This window comes from Corynebacterium nasorum (assembly GCF_022347325.1).
GTDB classification, from domain to species: Bacteria; Actinomycetota; Actinomycetes; order Mycobacteriales; family Mycobacteriaceae; genus Corynebacterium; species Corynebacterium kefirresidentii.
Map to the genome: position 1 here is coordinate 21,866 of NZ_JAKRDU010000005.1, position 18,409 is coordinate 40,274.

Sequence of the window (18,409 nt, forward strand, 5' to 3'; positions counted from 1 at the left end):
CGGCCGGCAGCTCATTCGCTGCTCACCGGGGCGGTGTCTTGTTTCCGGACCGTTTTCGCTGCAGCCGCGGTGGTCCGTGTTCGCTCTACTGCAGCGCGGAGGTAAGTCGCATGACATTATCCACGTAGCGGCGGATAAAGCCGCGCTCATTCCATTCCTCCAAAGTTAGCTCGTGACACACGGCGCGGTAATTGGCTACGAGCTGGTTGAACTGGTCAATGAGGTCTCCCTTGGCCACCAGCATGGTGGACTCATAGTTCAGACCAAAGGAACGCGGGTCCATATTGGAGGAGCCGAACATACACAGCGGATCGCGGCCGGGATCGTCCGGGTCGGTAATAATGAACTTGGAGTGAAGCACAAAGGGATAGGGGAATTGGTAGATGTGTACGCCTGCCTCTAGCAGGGCCTGATAGTAGGAGGACTGGGCGTGGTTGACCATAAACTGGTCCGCCTTTGCCGATACATAAAGCTCCACATCCACGCCGCGGTAGCAAGCGGTGGTCACGGCCTCCAGCAAGGACTCATCCGGGACAAAGTAGGGCGAGCACAAAACTAGCCGGTCCTTGGCGTGGTGAACCAGGGAGTTGAACATTCGCAGGTTTGGCTCAGTGGTATAACCAGGTCCGGAGGGGATGATTTGGAGGTGATTGGCGTCGGCAGTCTGGGCGTCGTCATAAGGCAGCTCATCGAGGGGAAGGTTCTCGTCTGCCTCTAGGTACCAATCCACGGCGAAGACCGCGGACATAGAAGTCACAATTGGCCCAGAGAGTTCCACCATGTAGTCGATCCAGTAGCGGTCCTTGGTTTTGTACTGGCGCTTAATCATATTCAGCGAGCCGATAAAGCCCACCTTGCCATCGATGATCACCAGCTTGCGGTGGTTGCGCAGGTCCGGACGCCGGAAACGGCCCTTGTGTATCTGAATGGGCAGCATGAGATGCCAGTCCACGCCTATCTCTGTCAGCTGCTTGCCCAGCTTGAAATAGCCCTTGTACTTAAAACTGCCGATCTGATCCAGCAGTAGCCGCACCTTCACGCCGCGGGCGGTAGCCCTGCGCAGTGACTCGAAGAAGACGTCCGTGACCTCGTCCCAGGACTGGATGTAGATCTCGATGGACACGTACTTCTTGGCGCGGTCAATGGCGGCGGCGATAGCGCGAATGGACTCGTCATAATCCGCGTGCAGACCCAGGTTGTGGCCCACCAACGCTGGGAATCCGGTCAGCTCGCGGTTGAGCCGGATGACCGACTCAGTTTCTGCCGAAAGTATGCCCTGTGGGTGGTCAGGGGTGTGGGCCGTGACGTTTTCAATCTTCTCATTTGCTTGCTGCTGGATGCGGTGGCGGCGCCGGTTGATATACGGCGAGCCCATAAGCAAAAACAGCGGCAGACCGATAAACGGCAGCACCAAAATAGCCAGCAGCCACGCGGTGGAACTGGACGGGCGGCGGCCTTCGGGCACGAAGCCGACGGCAATAATCTTGATGCCGTAATCCAGGATTAGGAATAATAGCTGCCAGAAGCTGAGATCAAGCGACCAAGACATTTATCGCACGGAATCGAAATCGGGCAGATCGAAATCTGCGAGAAGCGGGCAGTGATCGGAAGTTTTATCGCCGGCGCGCTCAACCAGGTCTACCTGTGCGCCGGTTACGTGTTGGGCAAGTGGGGCGGAAGCCAACTGGAAATCGATGCGCATGCCTTCGTTCTTTTGGAAGCGCATGCCCTTGTAATCGAAGTAGGTATAGCGTTGGTCCTCCGTGAACCGGCGGGTGACCTCCTCGAGCCCGGACTCTTCCAGCATCTGGAATGCGGCGCGCTCTGGCTCGGTGACATGCGTCTTGCCGCGGAAGGCTTCGATGTCCCATACGTCTTCATCGCGCGGAGCAATATTGAAATCACCGGTCAAGAGAAGTTTAGACTGCGCATTATTTTCCGCATAGTGCGCCAGGTGATAGAGAAAGTCCAGCTTGTAGTCATAGTGGCGGTCCGTGATCTCGCGGCCGTTGGGCACGTAGAGGGACCACATTTCTACGCCACGGATGCGGGCCCCTAGCGCTCGTGCTTCACGGTCTTGTGGCTTATCTGGATCTTTGGCAAAGCCGGGTTGTCCCGGGAAACCTACAAATACCTTCTCGGGCGCGTCTGTGGACACGATGGCCACGCCGTTCCACTGGTTGATCCCGTGGCACGTGACGTGCAGACCCGCTTCCTCGAAGGGCTCGCGTGGAAACTTATCGTCTTTTACCTTAGTTTCCTGCAGGCACAAAACGTCGATATCGTGCTTGGAGATAAGGTCCAGCGCCCGCTGTGTGCGGGTACGAACGGAGTTAATATTCCACGTGGCGATGCGCATGCCACATACAGTACCTGCCCGCTGCAGCGAGGTCAGTGGGCAGTCCCATAAGGCTCACCACCCAGCCCGAAAGGGTGCTGCGCGGGGCCTAGCCCCGCAGGCGGGCGTAGACGCGGCGGTGTTGCTCGATGAAGCCGAGCTTCTCAGCCAGCCGCACTCCTGCGGTATTGGAAGCCGGAACGGTGAGGTAGGCATGCTCCGCGCCATTATCGCGGCCCCAGTGCAGCAGGTGCTGGCCTAGCAGGGTGCCGAATCCGCGGCGGCGGGAGTTCGCAGCTACCTCCACATTAGAAAGGCCCAGCCACGCGGTGCCATCGCCGGATTCGCTAATGGCACCGCGGGCAATGGCGACGGTTATGCCTTCGAGCGCTAGGCGGCCAAAGCCAAGTGTGCCCTCGATGGGGGCGCTCAGGTGCTTCAGTGCCTGAGGCGAAAGGGTTCCGCTGCGGGAGTGATACATCTCCAGCCACCGGTCATCGGGATGGTCTTCGACATGGAAGGTGGGGGAAGCAGAGGGGGCTTCGGCAAGCGCGGGCAGATCGCGCAAGACCATAGCGAGCGTTTCTGGTTCGGTTTCCCAGGCGGCGTCGGCAAGCAGGCGCTCGGCGGGTTTGCCAATGCGCTCTGGAACCAATAGGCGCACCGGCAGGTCGCGTCGGGCGAAGAAGTCCTTAATCTCTTCCATCGGCACCGGGGTAAAGCCGGCCGAAGGGCCCAAAGGCACGGCCGAATTGGAGCTGCCGGTAGCGCCGTCGCCGGCGCGCAGGAGCCAGGAACCATCGCTTGTCCAGGCGTGTTCCCCGCCGCGGAAAGCCGCGGCCGCTGCAACCTCCACGGCGCGGATATCGGAATTGCGGACCATGCGCGGGGAGAGCCTCTTGATAATCTTCAGCTGTTCCGGCGGGATCTCTACCGCATCCAGGTCAGAGGGGAAACCACCGACCTCCTGCGGGCGGATAACCAGCGGATTGAGGCTCAGTACGTGCCCGATGACGTCGCTATGTACGCCGCCGAAATCGCGCCGGGCCACCACGCGCTCGCCCACCTGGACGGCATCGGAGCGGAAGATACGTGACATTAGTCGTCGTGGCCGAAGGGATCGGCGTCCTCGCCCGGTACCCAGGAATAACCCGGCTCGGTCCACCCATTGCGTTTGATGGCCTTTTTGGCCTGGCGCTTATAGCGGCCGATGAGGGTATCGGTGTACAGGAAGCCATCGAGGTGGCCGGTCTCGTGCTGCAGGCAGCGGGCGAAGAAGCCATAGCCTTCGACGGAGATGTCGTTGCCGTTTTCGTCCTTGCCGGTCACGCGTGCCCAGTCGGCGCGGCCGGTGGGAAAGCCCTCGCCTGGAACGGAGAGGCAGCCTTCGTCATCGGAGCCGTCGTCAGCCGGCATGGTCTCCGGAATTTCAGAGGTCTCCAACACGGGGTTAATAACGCAGCCCTTGCGCATGCCTGCCTTTTCGGACGGCAGCTCGGTGCCATTGGGTCCGTCCGTATCAGGGCAGTGGTAGACAAAGAGGCGCTTGCCAATTCCTACCTGGTTTGCGGCTAGGCCCACGCCATGGGCGGCATCCATGGTTTCATACATGTCCGCGATGAGTTGCTGCATTTCCGGGGTGGAAATTTCGGATTCTTCCACCGGTTGGGTGGGGTTGTGAAGCACGGGCTCGCCGTGGATAACGATGGGGCGAATAGTCATGCCTTACAGTTTAGGCATGAACCCCTTGTCTGACCTAGACGCCGCCATTTTGGACTTTGAAGAAACCGCGCCGCGCAGCATCGGCCGCAAGGAAGAGGCCATCCGCGCGCAACTGGATATCTCCCCGGTGCGCTACCATCAGCGCCTTAACCTGCTTCTCGACGCCCCCGCGGCCGCCCAATCCCACCCGCTCCTAGTCGCCCGGCTGCGCCGCGTGCGCGAGGAGAGAGAAAACACGCGGCGCGCCGCGCGGGGAAATACCCCTTTTAGTTAATTCTGGGTACTAGTGTTGCGTATGTGACTAATGTGAATCCGGAAAATTCGACCGACAAGGTACCCGACGAAACCCGCGCCGGCTCCGCTGCCGGTGCGTCCGCTTCCCGTGCCGCTAAGCGCCCCGCTGGTGGCGGCGCGCACGCTAAAAAGGGCGGACTCCCGCTGCGCGGCCTGGCGATGGTCCTCATCGCGGTGGCCGTCATGCTCGGCCTCTGGGCTTTGTACTCCATAACCTCGGGCGACGATGATTCCACCGTGGCCTCCGAGAACAAGCAAGAAAACTCCACCGGTTCCACCATTGGTGCCGCACCCGAAGGCTCCGCTGGTCCCGATGCCGCAGGTTCCCGTGCCCCCGGTGCCCCAGGCGCTTCCGAGGGCGCAAGCGCTCCTTCCCCTGCACCGGCGCCAGGAAAGGGCGATGCCCCACGTGATTCGGCTGCTTCCGGTGCTGCCGACGAGGCTGCTGCGCCTCAGGGCAATGACGCTGCAGGAGAGGAAAACGCCCACTCCGCCGCGCGCGACCGCAAAGATATTAAGGTCAGCGTCCTCAATAACTCCGGTGAGGTAGACAAAGCCAAGAAGGAAGCCGATTCCCTCAAAGGCGGCGGCTTCAAGGTGGGCTACGTGGGCAACCTGCCTGGCGATGTCCTTACCGTCCCGAAGACCACCGTCTTCTACCCGGAAGGCGATACCTCTGCTGAAGCACTGGCCAAAGAGGTAGCCGCTCGCTATCAGGCCGATATCGCGCCCATGAATCGCGACCTGCCTAAGGAAGCAACCGATGACGGCGCCGTCGTTGTCGCCCTAGCGGTGCCGCAGGCCTAAGCTAGCTGCGTACCTGACCTAAAGTCCAAGGGCATCCGGCCAGAAAGAAACTTTATTGTTCTGTGGCCGGATGCCCTTGGACTTTTATGATCTGAGATATTGCCTACCCGCACGGCCGCCGCTGAGAATGGGTTAAATAAAATTCACGTCTTAATACCTGTCAGCCGTTAAGCTGAATGGGTGAAGATCCCGGCAGAACAATTCGCCCGCTCTCCCGAACCAACGCTAGGTGTGGAATGGGAGGTAGCGCTCGTGGACCGCGAAACGCGCGACCTCGTCCCGCGCGGTGCGGAACTTATCGATCTGGCTAATGCGACCTATCCCGATATCCATCTGGAAAAGGAATTTCTCCAAAATACGGTGGAGCTAGTTACAGGCATTTGCCACACCGTTCCGGAAGCAATCGCTGACCTGAAAAATTCCCTGAACGCGGTGGAAGAAGCCGCCGATAAGCTGGGGGTAGATGTCTGGGCATCCGGTGGGCACCCATTTACGGATTTCCGCGAGAATCCGCTTTCGGATAAACCCAGCTATCAAGAAATCATCGCGCGCACCCAGTACTGGGGCAAGCAGATGTTGCTTTGGGGCACGCACGTGCACGTGGGCATTAGCCACGAGGACCGCGTGTGGCCCATCATCAATGCGCTAATGACCAAGTACCCCCACTTGCTGGCCTTATCAGCGTGCTCGCCGGGGTGGGAGGGCCTGGATACCGGCTATGCTTCCAACCGCACCATGCTCTACCAGCAGCTGCCTACCGCAGGCATGCCATATCAATTCCGCGATTGGGCCGAGTGGCAGTCCTATATGCGCGACCAAGCGATTTCCGGCGTTATCAACCACACCGGCTCCATGCACTTTGATATTCGGCCGGCCGCCAAGTGGGGCACGGTGGAGGTGCGCGTGAGCGATGCGACGTCGAATCTGCGCGAGCTTTCCGCCATCGTTGCGCTTACTCACTGCTTGGTGGTCTACTACGACCGGCTTATCGACGCCGCGGAACCCCTTCCCACCCTGCAGCCCTGGCACGTGGCAGAAAATAAGTGGCGCGGCGCCCGCTACGGCATGGATGCGCTGGTAATTACCTCCCGCGAGACCGATGAAGCCTGGGTCAAAGACGAGCTAGCGCAGATGGTGGAAGAACTCGCCCCCATCGCCCGCGAGCTGGGATGCTTTAATGAGCTGCAGCTTATCCACGAAATTATTGATGGCGGCGCCGGCTATGAGCGGCAGCGCCGCTTGTTCAAAGAAACTGGCAGCTGGCGCGAGGTGGTTGAGGAGACCTGCCGCGAGCTGCGCACCTTCCGCCCGCTCTAAAGCGGGAGGGCAGGGGCCGGTAGCCGCCTCGGGCTTAGTCCTCGGAGCGCGAGTGGCGCCCATAAGCCGGGGTATCGGGGATATCGGTGATGTCCTGGGACGCGGGGAAAGCGCGCGTTTCGGGACCCACCGCGGGCATTTCTGCCGTTTCATCGCTGATAGTGCGCGCTGCCCGTGAATGACCACCACGGGTCGTAGACTCGGTGTTCACTGAATGCGCCGGACGGGCCGCGGTCGTGGTGGCAGCAGGTTGCGCGGCAGCGGGCTGCTGGGGGCTACCAGGGGCGGTCGTTTCCTTGGCCGGTTGGGTGCCAGGGATAAATCCCCACACCGCGTAGAAGGCGATATAGATAACGCCGGCGCCGGTAAAGGCCAACATGCCCCAGGGCTGCAGATCCCAGTGGTTGAGGGAACGGCTCGCAGCAGATAGCCACACGGGGGCGGAAATGAACGGCATGGTTACCGCACACATGGCCAGCACGGATACGAAACCAGCGAACTGTGCGCCGAGGAAGCCGTGCAAGCGCCTGCCCAGCGCCTGGTTAACGGAAACCAGTACGACGACGGCCAACGGCACCGTCCATACCCAGTGGTGATACCAGGAGAAGGGGGAGACCAAGCAGGAACTGATACCGGCGAGCGCAAGCGCGGCCGAGTTATTACGGTGTTTCATCGCGGTACGCAGCGCCAAGCAGGTCAGAATAAAGACCACGACCACGGCGGCAAGCCATACCCAGCCGCCGTCGATGCCCCATGCGCGGACCATCACGGAGCGGATGGACTGCGCACCTGGGTTAGTGTGCTCGCCCACGCGGGAGGATTTAAAGATGGCATCGGTCCAGAATTCGGCGGCATCCGGGATGGTTACAAAGCCAATGGCAACGGTTACCGCGAACGTCAAGATGGCGATAATCGCCTGCCACCAGCGTTTTTGGAAGAGCAGAACCAGTCCCATATAAGCGGGGGTAAGTTTCATACCCGCAGCCAAACCGATGCCGATGCCCGGCAGGGCCCGCTTGCGCGGGAGGAGGTCCAAGGCAACCAGCAACATCAAAAAGATGTTGATCTGGCCAAAGAATAGGGTGCCGTGTACCGGTTCATTTGCCGGGGTGCAGCACAAAAGCAAGATGCCCAATAACCACATTGCCGGGGAGAGCTTGAGCCCGCGCTCGCGCAGAACCAGCATGATGACCGTAAACAGGGCAAGGGCGGTGCCGCCTTGCCAAAGGAGGATCAAAGGGTCGTCGGCAAGCGAGGAAAGCCACGTGAAAAGAGTGCCGGAAAAGGGCGGATAGGTAAAAGGCAGGTCACCAATATAGGCGTTATCGTACAAGTTTGCGCCCTGCGCTACCTCACCACCGGCGAGCCAATAAATCTTCAGATCTAGCGGAACGCGCCACACAAAGGCGCTATTGCCATCGTAGATGCTGAAGCGATAGACAATGACGCCGATGAGGGCGGCGAGCAAAGTCACCACAGTGGGAAGCCCATAAAGCTTTTTCACGGTGAAAAGCGTCTCCTACTTGCGGCGCAGCGACTTCGCGGCGGGGCGGTCGTTGCGGGACATGGTTTCCTCGGTGCCGTACAGTCCCTCACGGCGTGCAATACGTGAGGTGCGCTGCGCGGTTACCGGGCTAGTGAACATGGCAAACAGTACCAGCAAAATGAGCATTCCTAAATCCCCCCGCTCGGCCACGCTGAAGGATTCCGCGCCCGTGAGGCGGATGATCGCGCCCAGGATGGTGAGGATAAGACCGGTGGTCTGCGGCTTGCTCACCGCGTGTACGCGCGACATTGTGTCTTTGAATCGAGCGATGCCGATGGCTGCGGCCAAGGTGAGGAGGCTGCCGCTAATAATGAGGATGAGCGAGAGTACATCAGTGATAAAGGACCAGCTCATTGGTTATCCCTCTTCCTAAACCTTGTAACCGACACGGTAGAGATAAAGCCCAAGAGTGCAATGACCAGCATGGCTGAGACCACCGTGGTGTTGAGCGACCAGCACATGTAGGTAGCAAGCGCGCACTGGAACATCGCGGTAAAGCCATCCATACCCACCAAACGGTCCAGCGAATTAGGCCCGGTGATAATGCGCCAGACGGTAATGAGGAAGGAGACGACCAGCAGCGCGGCGGCCACCAGCAAAATCGCATTGTAGATCTGAGGATCCATTAGGGGTGGCTCCTTTCAAAGATTTCGATGAATGAGGCCTCCATACGGGCCACGGCATTGATCTCGCGCTGGATTTGCTCCTCATCGTGGGCATCTAAGATGTGGACGGTGAGCATGCGGTTAGCAATATCAATATCGGTTACCGTGCCACCCGGTTGCAGGTTGTACAGCGTCACCGCCAAAGAGATGGCAAACTCATTATCCAAGCGCATGGGCAGCTCCAAGATGGCGGTCTTGGGCACCGGCTGCGGGCGCACGGCCAGCCATCCCACCTTGAGCGAGGCGTAGAACAACTCCCAGAACCAGCGGAGCATAAAAGCAATGAGCTTGCCCCAGGAGACGTCGATGCCGGTAATCGGCATGGCCGGCAGCGGTAGGGCAAAGACAATAACGACGCCGATGATAAGTCCCGCCACCAAGTTTCCCACGGTGACCTCGCCCATCAGCATGCACCACATGATGATGAGCCAGACGATGAACCACGGACGGAAGCGGTGGTGCAGGCCGGAAAAGCGCGAGTTAGTCATCGCTAATATCCTTCCTCTTGGCGGCGTCCGGGGACTTTACGGTGGTGGAATGCGCATCGCGTCCACCGGCTTCTGGATCGGTGCGGGAATCCAGGCCCGGCGAGGCCGGGGGCTCCGCCTCAGGAGAGTGGCTGCGCCTATTTTCATAGGAATCAGCGCCGCCGGTGTAGCGCTCCTTCTGGTTGAGGTGGCGGGTGGGATCATCCGCGCGGTCGCCCAGCACGGCGTACTGGTAGATGGACGTATCCTGCGCGGATTCGGCCGCGCGCGAGGTTACACCGGAAATCGGTCCGGCCAGGAAAGTAATGGACGTAGACGCGGCCACCAGCAGGGTCGTAGAGGCGATCATGCCAAAGGGCACCCTGCCCACATCCTGGCGGGAGGAAAATTCCACCTCATCGGTGATATCGGAAAGCGGGGCCGGGCGGGCGAGCGCCACGTTGCCTTCAGGGGCATCGGCGCGGTCGCGTTGAAAGCCCTTAGCCCACACCAGCATCATCACGTAGAGGGTAAGCAGGGAGGTAGCCACGGCTCCAACGATAAGTACCCAGGCCATCCAGGATCCTTCATTCGCACCGGCTTGCAGCAAAATGACCTTGCCCAGGAAACCGGAGAACGGCGGGATGCCGCCCAGGTTGATGGCGGGGATGAAATACAAGATTCCGATGAGCGGGGCGGAATACATCAGCGAGCCCAAACGGCGCAGCGAAGATGTTCCGGCCTGGCGCTCAACCAGTCCGACCACCAGAAATAGCGCAGTCTGGACCAGAATGTGGTGTACGGCGTAGAAGATGGCGCCAGAAAGCCCCTGCGCGGTACCCAAAGAGACGCCGAAGATCATATAACCAATGTGGCTGACCAGGGTAAAAGACAAAAGGCGCTTAATATCGGATTGCGCGATGGCGCCCAAAATACCCACCAGCATCGTGGCGAGGGCTACCCAAATGAGCACGGTATCGAGCCCACCCGCAGTAAAGACGGAGGTGCGGGCGCGGATGATGGCGTAGACACCCACCTTGGTCAGCAGGCCGGCAAAGACGGCCGTAACCAGCGAAGGTGCCGTGGGATAGGAGTCCGGCAGCCAGGCATCCAGCGGGACCACGGCGGCCTTAATGCCAAAGGCGACGAGCAACGTGGCAAAGATAGCGGTGCGAGTTCCTTCCGGAATGTCCTGCATGCGCTGGCCAATCTGTGCCATGTTCATCGTGCCCACGGAGGAATACACATACCCCAACGCGAGCAAGAAGATCATGGATGAGGCCATCGACACCATCACGTAGCCCACACCGGCGCGCACTCGACCAGCCGAGGCCCCCAAGGTCAACAGCACATAGGACGCCACGAGGAAGACCTCGAAGCCCACGTAGAGGTTGAAGAGATCGCCAGCCAAAAAGGAGATATTAACGCCCATGGTCAGCAGCATGTAGGTGGGCAAGAAGACGGCCACCGGTTCGTCCTTGGTGCCGTCGCGAACGCCCTGAGAAATGGCGTACCAAATGACAGAAAACAGCACCACGGAGGACGTAAAGAGCATGACCGCAGAGAGGCGATCCGCCACGAGCGTGATACCCACCGGGGCGTCCCAGCCTCCTACCTGCAGGGTTTGGATGCCTTCAAAATCTGCGATGAGGATGAGTACGGCATTGACCACGGCGGTAATGAGCAGTGAGAAAAATACGATCTGGCGCTGCACATTGGGAATGCGGCAAAAGATCAAGGCGAGGGCCGCGGCCACTGCCGGGATAATAATGGGCAGCGGAATGAGGTAGCCGATGTAGGGAAAGAGGGCATCGACAAGCGGCTGTACGGTCTCACTCATCGCGGGCCCCCTTTACTGGTTCCTCGAAGGATGCAGGGCCGAAGTTATCGCCTTGCTTGGTGGCGCGGCCGGTAGCCGGATCATTGGACGCATCGTGGTCCGGGCTGGCGGCCGCATTGCCGGGGCGCGCGGCCTTGGCGGCAATAGCGGTATCTTCCGCGTCATCTTCAATGACATCATCCGTGCGGTAGCGGTACTGGCGGTAGGCCAGGGTAAGGATGAAGGCCGTCAGCGCCATGGAAATGACGATGGCAGTCAGAATCATTGCTTGTGCCAGCGGATCTGCAATCTCGGTGCCGAAAGGTTCCGAGTCGCGGCCATCGATAGGCGGAGAACCGGCCGAACCGCCGGACTGCAGCAGGAAGAGGTTTGCGCCATTGCCCAAAAGCAGCAGTCCAAGCAGCATTTTGGTCATGGCGCGGTCCAAGAGCAGGTAGACGCCCGCGGCTACGAGCACACCGGCGGCCAAGAGGAGGAAGAGGTTGGCTTCCATTTATTTCTCCTTCCCTGTGGTGGCGGCTGTGCTTGCTGTAGCGGCTTGTTTCTTTTCCTTGCGTTGGGCCCGTTGCGCTTTTTGCTTGGCGGTGCGTTGGCGCTGCTGCCGGGCCAGCGAGCGGGCGCGATCGCGGGCACGTTGCTTACGCATATCCTCTTCTTCATCCAGCTTGGCGCCCAAGGAATTTAGGATGTAGAGCGTGAGCCCCACGACGATGAGGTAGACACCTGCGTCAAAGACCAACGCTGAAGGTAGCGAAACCTTGCCGATGAGCGGAATCTCCGGTGAGGTGTATCCGCTGGTAAGCGGCGGGTGACCAAAGAACATCGGGGTCACCGTGGCTAGTGCGGACAGCAAGAGACCGGTGCCCATGGTGCGGCCGGCGTCAATAGGCAGGGTTTCTTCCAGCTCCGCGCGCCCACCAGCCAGGTAACGCAGGATGAGTGCTAGCGCTGCCACGAGGCCGCCGGCAAAGCCACCGCCAGGAGCATTGTGGCCGGAGAAGAAGAAATAGAAGGACAGTGCGACCATGGACGGGAAGAGCACGCGGGTGGAGACATCGATCATCAGCGAGCGGTTGAGTGCTTGCTCAGATTCCACCCCGGCGGCCAGCCACCGCCGGCCGGTAACCCGCAGGGTGGGGCGGCGGCTTTCACGGCCGAAAGATTGGGTGCGATAAACCAGCGAGACCACGCCCAGTGCGGCAATGATAATCACCGTGATTTCGCCAAAGGTATCCCAGGCGCGCAGGTCCACCAGCAAGACGTTGACAGTATTGGCACCGTGTCCAATCTCTTTGGCCAGATCCGGCATGAACTCGGAGATGGGCTTGGACTGACGCGCGTTAATAGCAAACATCGCTACTACGGTGACGGTAAGACCCGTGCCCACGGAAAGCCAGGCACGCAGGCGGCCCATCTTGGGGTCCTGCTTCCATTCGGTGGAGGCCGGCATGCGGCGCAGAACCAGCATGAAAAGAACCATCACGATGGTCTCGGTCAACAGCTGCGTCAGCGCCAGGTCCGGCGCACCGTGCAGAGCGAAGATGAAGGCGAGCGTATAGCCAGTCACCCCGACGATGATGACGGCTGATAAACGATTATCGGTGACCGTGGCAGCCACGGCGGCCACCATGATGATGAAGGCGGCGACGATCTGCCAAGGATTTTCCGCCACTATCATGCGGATATCAGTGAGATCGCCTTTGATGATCATAGCCAGTGGCAGCAGCATCAACGTGGCAAAGATAACCGTCAAGTTCAGCTGCAGGGAGCCGCGCTGCGTGGTTGCCGTCGTGCGCAGCGAGAGCTGGCGCAAAAGAGCGATGACCGAATCGTAGGCGTCATCCGCATTGCCCAGTGCGGGGTAGGAGAATTGCCACTTGACCAGGACCTGGCGTTGCCAGTGCATAATAATACCGGCCACAATAATGAGTGCGGAGAGGCCCAGCGCCACCGTCAAGCCATGCCACAGGGCTAGCTCGCTATGCTCCTCCGGGCCGAAGGTGGAATTGAGGTGTTGGTCAAAGGCTGCCGAAAGCGGCTTGGGGAATACACCAAGTACCACTGTCAGGACGGTAAGTAAGACAGGGGAGAGCCATAGCCCCAGGTTGACCGGATGCATCTTGGCGACGGCCTCTGCGGGCTCCGTTCCATTGACCTCCTTCTTGGTGGCAAAGGCGCCCCACAAAAAGCGCAGCGTATAGGCCATCGTGAGGATAGAACCGAGGACATAGGCCACAAGCATCATATTGCGCGGCATGCCGGTCAAGAGCTCTTCGTGCATGGTGGCTTCCAGCACGGCCTCTTTAGCCACGAAGCCAAACAGTGGTGGGACGCCGGCCATGGAGAACCCGGAAATGATCGCAATACCGAAAAGGAAGGGCTCCTTGCGCCCCAAGCCGGATAGCTTGGTGATATCCCTCGTGCCCGAGCAGTGATCGATAGCTCCGACGACCATAAAAAGCGCCGCCTTAAATAGCGAGTGCGCAAAGGTCAGCGCGAGGCCGGCCTGCATGGCTTCCCGCGAGCCTACGGCCATGATGGAGGTGATAAAACCCAACTGGGAGACGGTGCCATAGGCCAAAATCAGCTTCAGGTCGCGCTGTTTGAGCGCCATCCAGCCACCGAGCAGCATGGTAAATACGCCTAAGGAGATAACCACCACGTGCCAGGTTGCCACCTCATACATCGAGGGCGCCAAGCGCCCGACGAGGTAGATGCCGGCCTTAACCATCGCGGCGGAGTGGAGATAAGCGGAGACCGGAGTCGGCGCCGCCATCGCGCCGGGGAGCCAAAAGTGCGCCGGTACGATTGCAGACTTTGTCAGTGCGCCCGCCAAGATGAGCACGATGGCCACCGTGACATAGGGTGTTTGCGCAAAGTTCTCATAGGCGGAGATATCACTAAAGGTCCACGCCCCAGTTTGTCGCCCGAGCAAGATAATGCCCATGAGCATGGTTAGCCCGCCCAGCGCGGTGACCATCAGCGCCTGCTGGGCCGCGCGGCGGGAGGAGGCTCGTTCCGCATAGTAGCTAACCAAGAGATAAGACAGCAGGGAGGTAATCTCCCAGAACACGTACATCAGCAGGAAATTATCCGCGGCCACTAGACCAAACATGGCGGTGGCGAAGCCCACCATTTGCGCCGCGAACATGGCCAAGCGGCGTCGCGTGCCGTCGAAATAGCCCCAGCAGTAGATCAATACCAGCGCGCCCATGCCCAAGATGATGAGGCTAAACAGCGCGCCTAGTCCGTCTAAGCGGAGGTCAAAACTTAGGTTCGCGGAGGGCATCCATTCCACGGTATGCTCAACCGCGCCACCGTCTGCGAAGGTGCCGCGCAGAAAGTGCATGAGCGTCCACACAAAGCCTGCGCCGGGGACTAGGGCCAAAATTCCAAATGCCGGGCGACCCATTCGCATGATGAGCAGCGGTGCCACCACGGTGGCGGCGATGAGAGTACCCAGGAGTATTAGCACGTTGGTTACTGCGCTCCTTTTGGTTGTATCGCGTTCTCTTGCCCCGCTGCCGCGAACACCACGAGCATCACAACTACTGAGAGACGAGAACATTCACGAGCCGCACGCCGCTGAGTACGCCGCGGGGGCATAGTGCAAGCAACATGGCCGAGCGCGGGGCCAACTTTTTGCCACTTTACCGGCTTTTCTACGGCTTTGAAAGAACTATTTTTGGCGCTGTATTATATGCTGCTGTTTTGCGGCATAAAGAAACCCCGCTCCGTGGGGAGCGGGGTACGCCGCAGTGCCGCGGCAATAGCCAGGACCCAGGCTGGGCCAGGGGCGCAAGCCTTAGGAGTAGCGCTGCAGGAAGAGTGCCTCGGCTGCGGCAATATTTTCGATCTCGGTGGGATCCACCGACTCATTGGCGGAGTGAATGGTGCACTTGGGCTCCTCCACACCGTAGAGGGCGATCTCCGCGTTAGGATGCGCCTCTTGCAGCTCGGTGGTTAGCGGAATGGAACCGCCCATGCCCTGTGCGGCGGTCTCTGCGTTATAGGCCTCGGAAAGGCATTCGCCTAGCAGAGCAGCGGCTGGCTTTTCCGGATCGGTGGCAAAGCCGGCATTGGACTCGAGCACCTCGGCCTTGACGTGGGCGCCCCAAGGGGTGTGGCTGCGGAGGTGCGCACAGACGGCGTCGGCAATCGCGGCGGCAGCGGCGCCAGCCGGAACGCGCAGGTTGAGCTGGGCGGAAGCGGTAGCGGGCACGGCGTTGACTGCTTCTGCAACCGGGGTAGAGGTAAAGCCGGTCACGGTAATGGCTGGGCGGGACCAGACCATATTCGCCACCGGGGTGGCGCCAGCCGGGTCATCTTCGCCCATGATCTTGGTGCCCTCCAGCAGCTGTGCATCGGCACGGAAGGCCTCGGCCGAGTATTCCTGGCCGGACCACTCGGCGGTGGTATCTACGCCATCGATAACGGTGCGGCCGTACTCATCGGATAGGGAGTCGATGGCGCGCATCAGGGCTTTGGCGGCGTCCGGGGCCGCGCCACCAAATTGGCCGGAGTGAACGCCGGCGGCCAGCGTATCGACCTGCACACCAATCTGCGCGCCGCCGCGTAGGGAAGTGGTCAAGGTCGGCTGGCCTACGGCGGAGTTGCCGGCATCGGCGATGAGGATGGCATCGGCCGCAAAAAGCTCCGGGCGGTCCTTGATGAGCTGGGACAGGCCCTCGCCGCCGCGTTCCTCAGAACCCTCGATGAGGTACTTCAGGTTGACCTTGGTGCCGCCGTTATTGTCCACCGCGCGCAGGGCCGCTAGGTGCATGGCCACGTTGCCCTTGCAATCGGCGGCGCCGCGGCCGTACCAACGAGTAGAGCCATCGGCGGCCTGGCGCTCAGCAAGGGTAAAAGGATCAGAATCCCACGCTTCGCGGTTGCCCGCCGGTACTACGTCATAGTGGGAGTAAAGCAGGACGGTTTTGGCCCCCTCGTCGCCCTTGCGCTCGCCCAAGATGGCGGTGGAGCCATCGGCCGTGGTGATGGTTTCCACGCTCACTCCGGCTTCTTCGAGTGCGGACTTAACCCACTGGCTCGCGCCCTTGGTCTGGTCCTCCAAGCCTTCCTCATTGTGGACGGAGTTGAAGGCTACGAGCTCGCTGAGCTGGCGGAAAATGGTCTCGCGGTCGTTGCGGATGCTTTCATTAAGTGCAGTCATGTGTACTACCGTACCCGCCCTGCCCAAGCTATAGAGCAACCGGAATAGGAAAACGCTGGGGTGGTGAACTAAAATTTATTCATTCCACCCTGTGCGGATTTTGTCCGTTCGGACCCTATTCCGGCGAGGAATCGGGGCCAAACAGACAGGAACGGACGTGGCAGGCTGCGGTTTGTTACGCGGGGTGAAACGAGAAACTTTCATAGCCGAGAATAGAAAGGACCTGGCATGGCGAACGCATCATCCGCCGCAGGTTCCAAGGCCACCCTGCCCGAGCTGACTCTGCGCGGCATTATCATCGGCGGCCTGATTACCCTCATCTTCACCGCTGCCAACGTGTACCTAGGCCTGAAGGTGGGCTTGACCTTTGCTACCTCCATTCCCGCTGCCGTGATTTCCATGGCAGTATTGCGCCATTTCAAAGGTCATAACATTAAAGAAAATAATATTGTCCAGACCATCGCCTCTGCTGCGGGCACCTTGTCCGCCATCATCTTCGTCCTCCCGGGCCTAGTGATGGTGGGGTACTGGCAGGGCTTCGGCTTCCTGCAGACGGCCGGCGTGTGCATCATCGGCGGCGTGCTGGGCGTGATGTATTCCATTCCGTTGCGCCGCGCTTTGGTAACGGGCTCCGATCTGCCCTACCCGGAGGGCGTGGCCGCGGCCGAGGTCCTCAAGGTGGGCGATGAAAATGCTTCCGGCGCCAGCCAGGAAGAAAATGCCAAGGGTCTGCGCATCATCGTCGCCGGCGGTATTACCTCGGCCGTCATGGCGCTGCTGACCGCAATGAAGGCGGCCGCCTCTGAGGTCACCGCCTATTTCAAACTCGGCGCCGGCGCGACCACCCTGGGCACGAGCCTTTCTACCGCCCTTATCGGCGTGGGCCACTTGGTGGGCCTGCCGGTGGGCATCGCCATGCTGGTTGGCGTAGTGATTTCCTATTTCATCTTGCTGCCCATTTTCACCACCGGTGATATTTCGGGCGCCACCGCTCTTGCCGACGTCGTCGATACCACCTTCTCCGATGACATCCGCTTCATCGGCGTGGGCACCATGGCCATTGCCGCCATTTGGACCCTGCTGAAGATTGCCGCTCCCATTGCAGTGGGCATCCGCCAGTCCCTGGCCTCCTCGCGCGCCCGCAAGTCCGGCTCCGTCGTCGATGTCACCGAGCGCGATATTCCCTTCCCCTATGTCGCCACCACCATCGTGGCGTTCATGGTGCCTATCGCGTTGCTGTTGTGGGACTTTGTGCGCGGTACTGATATTCACGACCACATGGCCGTGCTCATTACAGTCTCCGTCCTCTTTACCCTGTTGGTAGGCCTGATTATCGCCTCCGTGTGCGGCTACATGGCCGGCCTGATTGGTGCGTCTAACTCGCCAATTTCCTCCATCGGCATCATCGCCGTGCTCGCCGCCTCGCTGCTCATCGCGGCCGTCACCCGCGGCACCACTGCGGATCCTTTGTCTTTGGTGGCCTACACGCTCTTCACCGCGGCCATCGTCTTTGGCATTGCCACAATTTCCAATGACAATCTGCAGGATCTCAAGACCGGTCAGCTCGTCGGCGCTACTCCGTGGAAGCAGCAGGTAGCGCTCATTATCGGCGTGGTCTTCGGCTCTCTCGTTATCCCGCCGATTCTTCAGGTCATGCTCAACGGCTTCGGCTTCCAAGGTATGGAAGGCGCCGGCGAAGACGCCTTGGCCGCCCCGCAGGCCGCCCTGATGTTCTCCGTTGCCTCCGGCATCTTCGATAGTTCGTTGGATTGGAACCTCATCTTCATCGGTATGGCCATTGGCGCTGTTCTTATTATTATTGACGAGCTCCTGCGCAAGTTCACCGATAAGTACTCGCTGTCCCCACTGGCCGCCGGCATGGGCATGTACCTACCGGCCGCCCTGACCATCGTCATCCCCATCGGTGCCATCTTGGGCACCTTCTACGACAAGTGGGCCGCGAAGCAATCCCACCCAGAGTTTGCCAAGCGTATGGGTACCCTCCTGGCCACCGGCCTCATTGTGGGTGAGTCCCTCTTCGGCGTGGTCAACGCCGGCATCATCGCCGCCGCTGGCGGCGAGAGCCCGCTGGAAATCTTTGAGGGTGGTGCCTCCGCCACCGTGGTAGGCGTGATCCTCTTCATTATCGCGCTAACGTTCATCTACCGCTGGACCAAGCGCACGGTGAAGAGCTCCTAGTTCCTGATCCATTCCTTATATAATGGCGTCCCTTCGCGGGG

At 60.2% G+C, this 18,409-nt stretch carries 16 protein-coding genes; 4 read left to right on the forward strand and 12 right to left on the reverse strand.

Annotated features, from left to right (window positions below; translation table 11 throughout):
* Positions 1-85: 85 nt before the first annotated feature.
* From cls to MHK05_RS05765, 4 genes are all read right to left on the reverse strand, one after another.
* Positions 86-1,549, reverse strand: coding sequence for a cardiolipin synthase (gene cls / locus MHK05_RS05750; RefSeq protein ID WP_023019971.1), 1,464 nt, complete (start codon positions 1,547-1,549; stop codon positions 86-88).
* The gene (locus MHK05_RS05755; RefSeq protein ID WP_239205419.1) at positions 1,550-2,359 is read right to left on the reverse strand and encodes an exodeoxyribonuclease III; all 810 of its coding nucleotides are present in this window, start codon (positions 2,357-2,359) and stop codon (positions 1,550-1,552) included. It abuts the gene before it with no gap.
* An 88-nt stretch (positions 2,360-2,447) separates the two neighbouring features.
* Entirely contained in the window at positions 2,448-3,437 is a 990-nt protein-coding gene (locus MHK05_RS05760; RefSeq protein WP_239205421.1) for an N-acetylglutamate synthase, CG3035 family, read from the reverse strand.
* Positions 3,437-4,060, reverse strand: coding sequence for a peptide deformylase (locus tag MHK05_RS05765; RefSeq protein WP_023019968.1), 624 nt, complete (start codon positions 4,058-4,060; stop codon positions 3,437-3,439). The genes MHK05_RS05760 and MHK05_RS05765 overlap by 1 nt, the downstream gene beginning before the upstream one ends.
* Here MHK05_RS05765 and MHK05_RS05770 point away from each other — a divergent pair.
* From MHK05_RS05770 to MHK05_RS05780, 3 genes are all read left to right on the forward strand, one after another.
* Positions 4,059-4,334 (forward strand): DUF3263 domain-containing protein, encoded by a 276-nt coding sequence (locus tag MHK05_RS05770; RefSeq protein WP_086588240.1) that lies wholly within the window; start codon positions 4,059-4,061, stop codon positions 4,332-4,334. The two genes, MHK05_RS05765 and MHK05_RS05770, sit on opposite strands and share 2 nt — an antisense overlap.
* Before the next feature lie 23 nt (positions 4,335-4,357).
* Positions 4,358-5,161, forward strand: a complete 804-nt coding sequence (locus MHK05_RS05775; protein WP_023019966.1) for a LytR C-terminal domain-containing protein — start codon at positions 4,358-4,360, stop codon at positions 5,159-5,161.
* A 180-nt stretch (positions 5,162-5,341) separates the two neighbouring features.
* Positions 5,342-6,478 (forward strand): glutamate--cysteine ligase, encoded by a 1,137-nt coding sequence (locus MHK05_RS05780; RefSeq protein WP_023019965.1) that lies wholly within the window; start codon positions 5,342-5,344, stop codon positions 6,476-6,478.
* A 34-nt stretch (positions 6,479-6,512) separates the two neighbouring features.
* On the opposite strand, the gene MHK05_RS05785 is transcribed toward MHK05_RS05780, so the two are convergent.
* From MHK05_RS05785 to MHK05_RS05820, 8 genes are all read right to left on the reverse strand, one after another.
* Positions 6,513-7,982, reverse strand: coding sequence for a glycosyltransferase 87 family protein (locus MHK05_RS05785; protein ID WP_239205423.1), 1,470 nt, complete (start codon positions 7,980-7,982; stop codon positions 6,513-6,515).
* Between the two features lie 15 nt (positions 7,983-7,997).
* Complete coding sequence (locus tag MHK05_RS05790; RefSeq protein ID WP_239205425.1) at positions 7,998-8,378, reverse strand: monovalent cation/H(+) antiporter subunit G; 381 nt, start codon at positions 8,376-8,378, stop codon at positions 7,998-8,000.
* A complete protein-coding gene (locus MHK05_RS05795; RefSeq protein WP_086588236.1) occupies positions 8,375-8,650 on the reverse strand; it encodes a monovalent cation/H+ antiporter complex subunit F in 276 nt (91 codons plus the stop codon). Before MHK05_RS05795 ends, MHK05_RS05790 begins: the two co-directional genes overlap by 4 nt.
* A complete protein-coding gene (locus MHK05_RS05800; RefSeq protein WP_239205427.1) occupies positions 8,650-9,177 on the reverse strand; it encodes a Na+/H+ antiporter subunit E in 528 nt (175 codons plus the stop codon). Before MHK05_RS05800 ends, MHK05_RS05795 begins: the two co-directional genes overlap by 1 nt.
* A complete protein-coding gene (locus tag MHK05_RS05805; RefSeq protein WP_239205429.1) occupies positions 9,170-10,996 on the reverse strand; it encodes a Na+/H+ antiporter subunit D in 1,827 nt (608 codons plus the stop codon). Before MHK05_RS05805 ends, MHK05_RS05800 begins: the two co-directional genes overlap by 8 nt.
* The gene (locus MHK05_RS05810) at positions 10,989-11,489 is read right to left on the reverse strand and encodes a Na(+)/H(+) antiporter subunit C (RefSeq protein ID WP_200288613.1); all 501 of its coding nucleotides are present in this window, start codon (positions 11,487-11,489) and stop codon (positions 10,989-10,991) included. Before MHK05_RS05810 ends, MHK05_RS05805 begins: the two co-directional genes overlap by 8 nt.
* The gene (locus tag MHK05_RS05815) at positions 11,490-14,471 is read right to left on the reverse strand and encodes a Na+/H+ antiporter subunit A (protein WP_239205431.1); all 2,982 of its coding nucleotides are present in this window, start codon (positions 14,469-14,471) and stop codon (positions 11,490-11,492) included.
* Between the two features lie 330 nt (positions 14,472-14,801).
* Positions 14,802-16,169 carry a M20/M25/M40 family metallo-hydrolase gene (locus MHK05_RS05820; protein WP_239205433.1) on the reverse strand — a complete coding sequence of 456 codons (1,368 nt, stop codon included), beginning with the start codon at positions 16,167-16,169 and terminating at the stop codon, positions 14,802-14,804.
* Positions 16,170-16,397: 228 nt separating this feature from the next.
* Between MHK05_RS05820 and MHK05_RS05825 the strand changes: the two genes are divergently transcribed.
* Positions 16,398-18,368 (forward strand): OPT family oligopeptide transporter, encoded by a 1,971-nt coding sequence (locus MHK05_RS05825; protein WP_239205435.1) that lies wholly within the window; start codon positions 16,398-16,400, stop codon positions 18,366-18,368.
* Positions 18,369-18,409: the final 41 nt, after the last annotated feature.

What these genes read in the sequence shown, in the direction of transcription:
- MHK05_RS05755 (WP_239205419.1), bottom strand. Translation starts at nt 2,359, where the DNA reads ATGCGCATCGCCACGTGGAATATTAACTCCGTTCGTACCCGCACACAG.
- cls (WP_023019971.1), bottom strand. Translation starts at nt 1,549, where the DNA reads ATGTCTTGGTCGCTTGATCTCAGCTTCTGGCAGCTATTATTCCTAATC.
- MHK05_RS05760 (WP_239205421.1), bottom strand. Translation starts at nt 3,437, where the DNA reads ATGTCACGTATCTTCCGCTCCGATGCCGTCCAGGTGGGCGAGCGCGTG.
- MHK05_RS05795 (WP_086588236.1), bottom strand. Translation starts at nt 8,650, where the DNA reads ATGGATCCTCAGATCTACAATGCGATTTTGCTGGTGGCCGCCGCGCTG.
- MHK05_RS05770 (WP_086588240.1), top strand. Translation starts at nt 4,059, where the DNA reads ATGCCTTACAGTTTAGGCATGAACCCCTTGTCTGACCTAGACGCCGCC.
- MHK05_RS05790 (WP_239205425.1), bottom strand. Translation starts at nt 8,378, where the DNA reads ATGAGCTGGTCCTTTATCACTGATGTACTCTCGCTCATCCTCATTATT.
- MHK05_RS05820 (WP_239205433.1), bottom strand. Translation starts at nt 16,169, where the DNA reads ATGACTGCACTTAATGAAAGCATCCGCAACGACCGCGAGACCATTTTC.
- MHK05_RS05810 (WP_200288613.1), bottom strand. Translation starts at nt 11,489, where the DNA reads ATGGAAGCCAACCTCTTCCTCCTCTTGGCCGCCGGTGTGCTCGTAGCC.
- MHK05_RS05765 (WP_023019968.1), bottom strand. Translation starts at nt 4,060, where the DNA reads ATGACTATTCGCCCCATCGTTATCCACGGCGAGCCCGTGCTTCACAAC.
- MHK05_RS05805 (WP_239205429.1), bottom strand. Translation starts at nt 10,996, where the DNA reads ATGAGTGAGACCGTACAGCCGCTTGTCGATGCCCTCTTTCCCTACATC.
- MHK05_RS05825 (WP_239205435.1), top strand. Translation starts at nt 16,398, where the DNA reads ATGGCGAACGCATCATCCGCCGCAGGTTCCAAGGCCACCCTGCCCGAG.
- MHK05_RS05800 (WP_239205427.1), bottom strand. Translation starts at nt 9,177, where the DNA reads ATGACTAACTCGCGCTTTTCCGGCCTGCACCACCGCTTCCGTCCGTGG.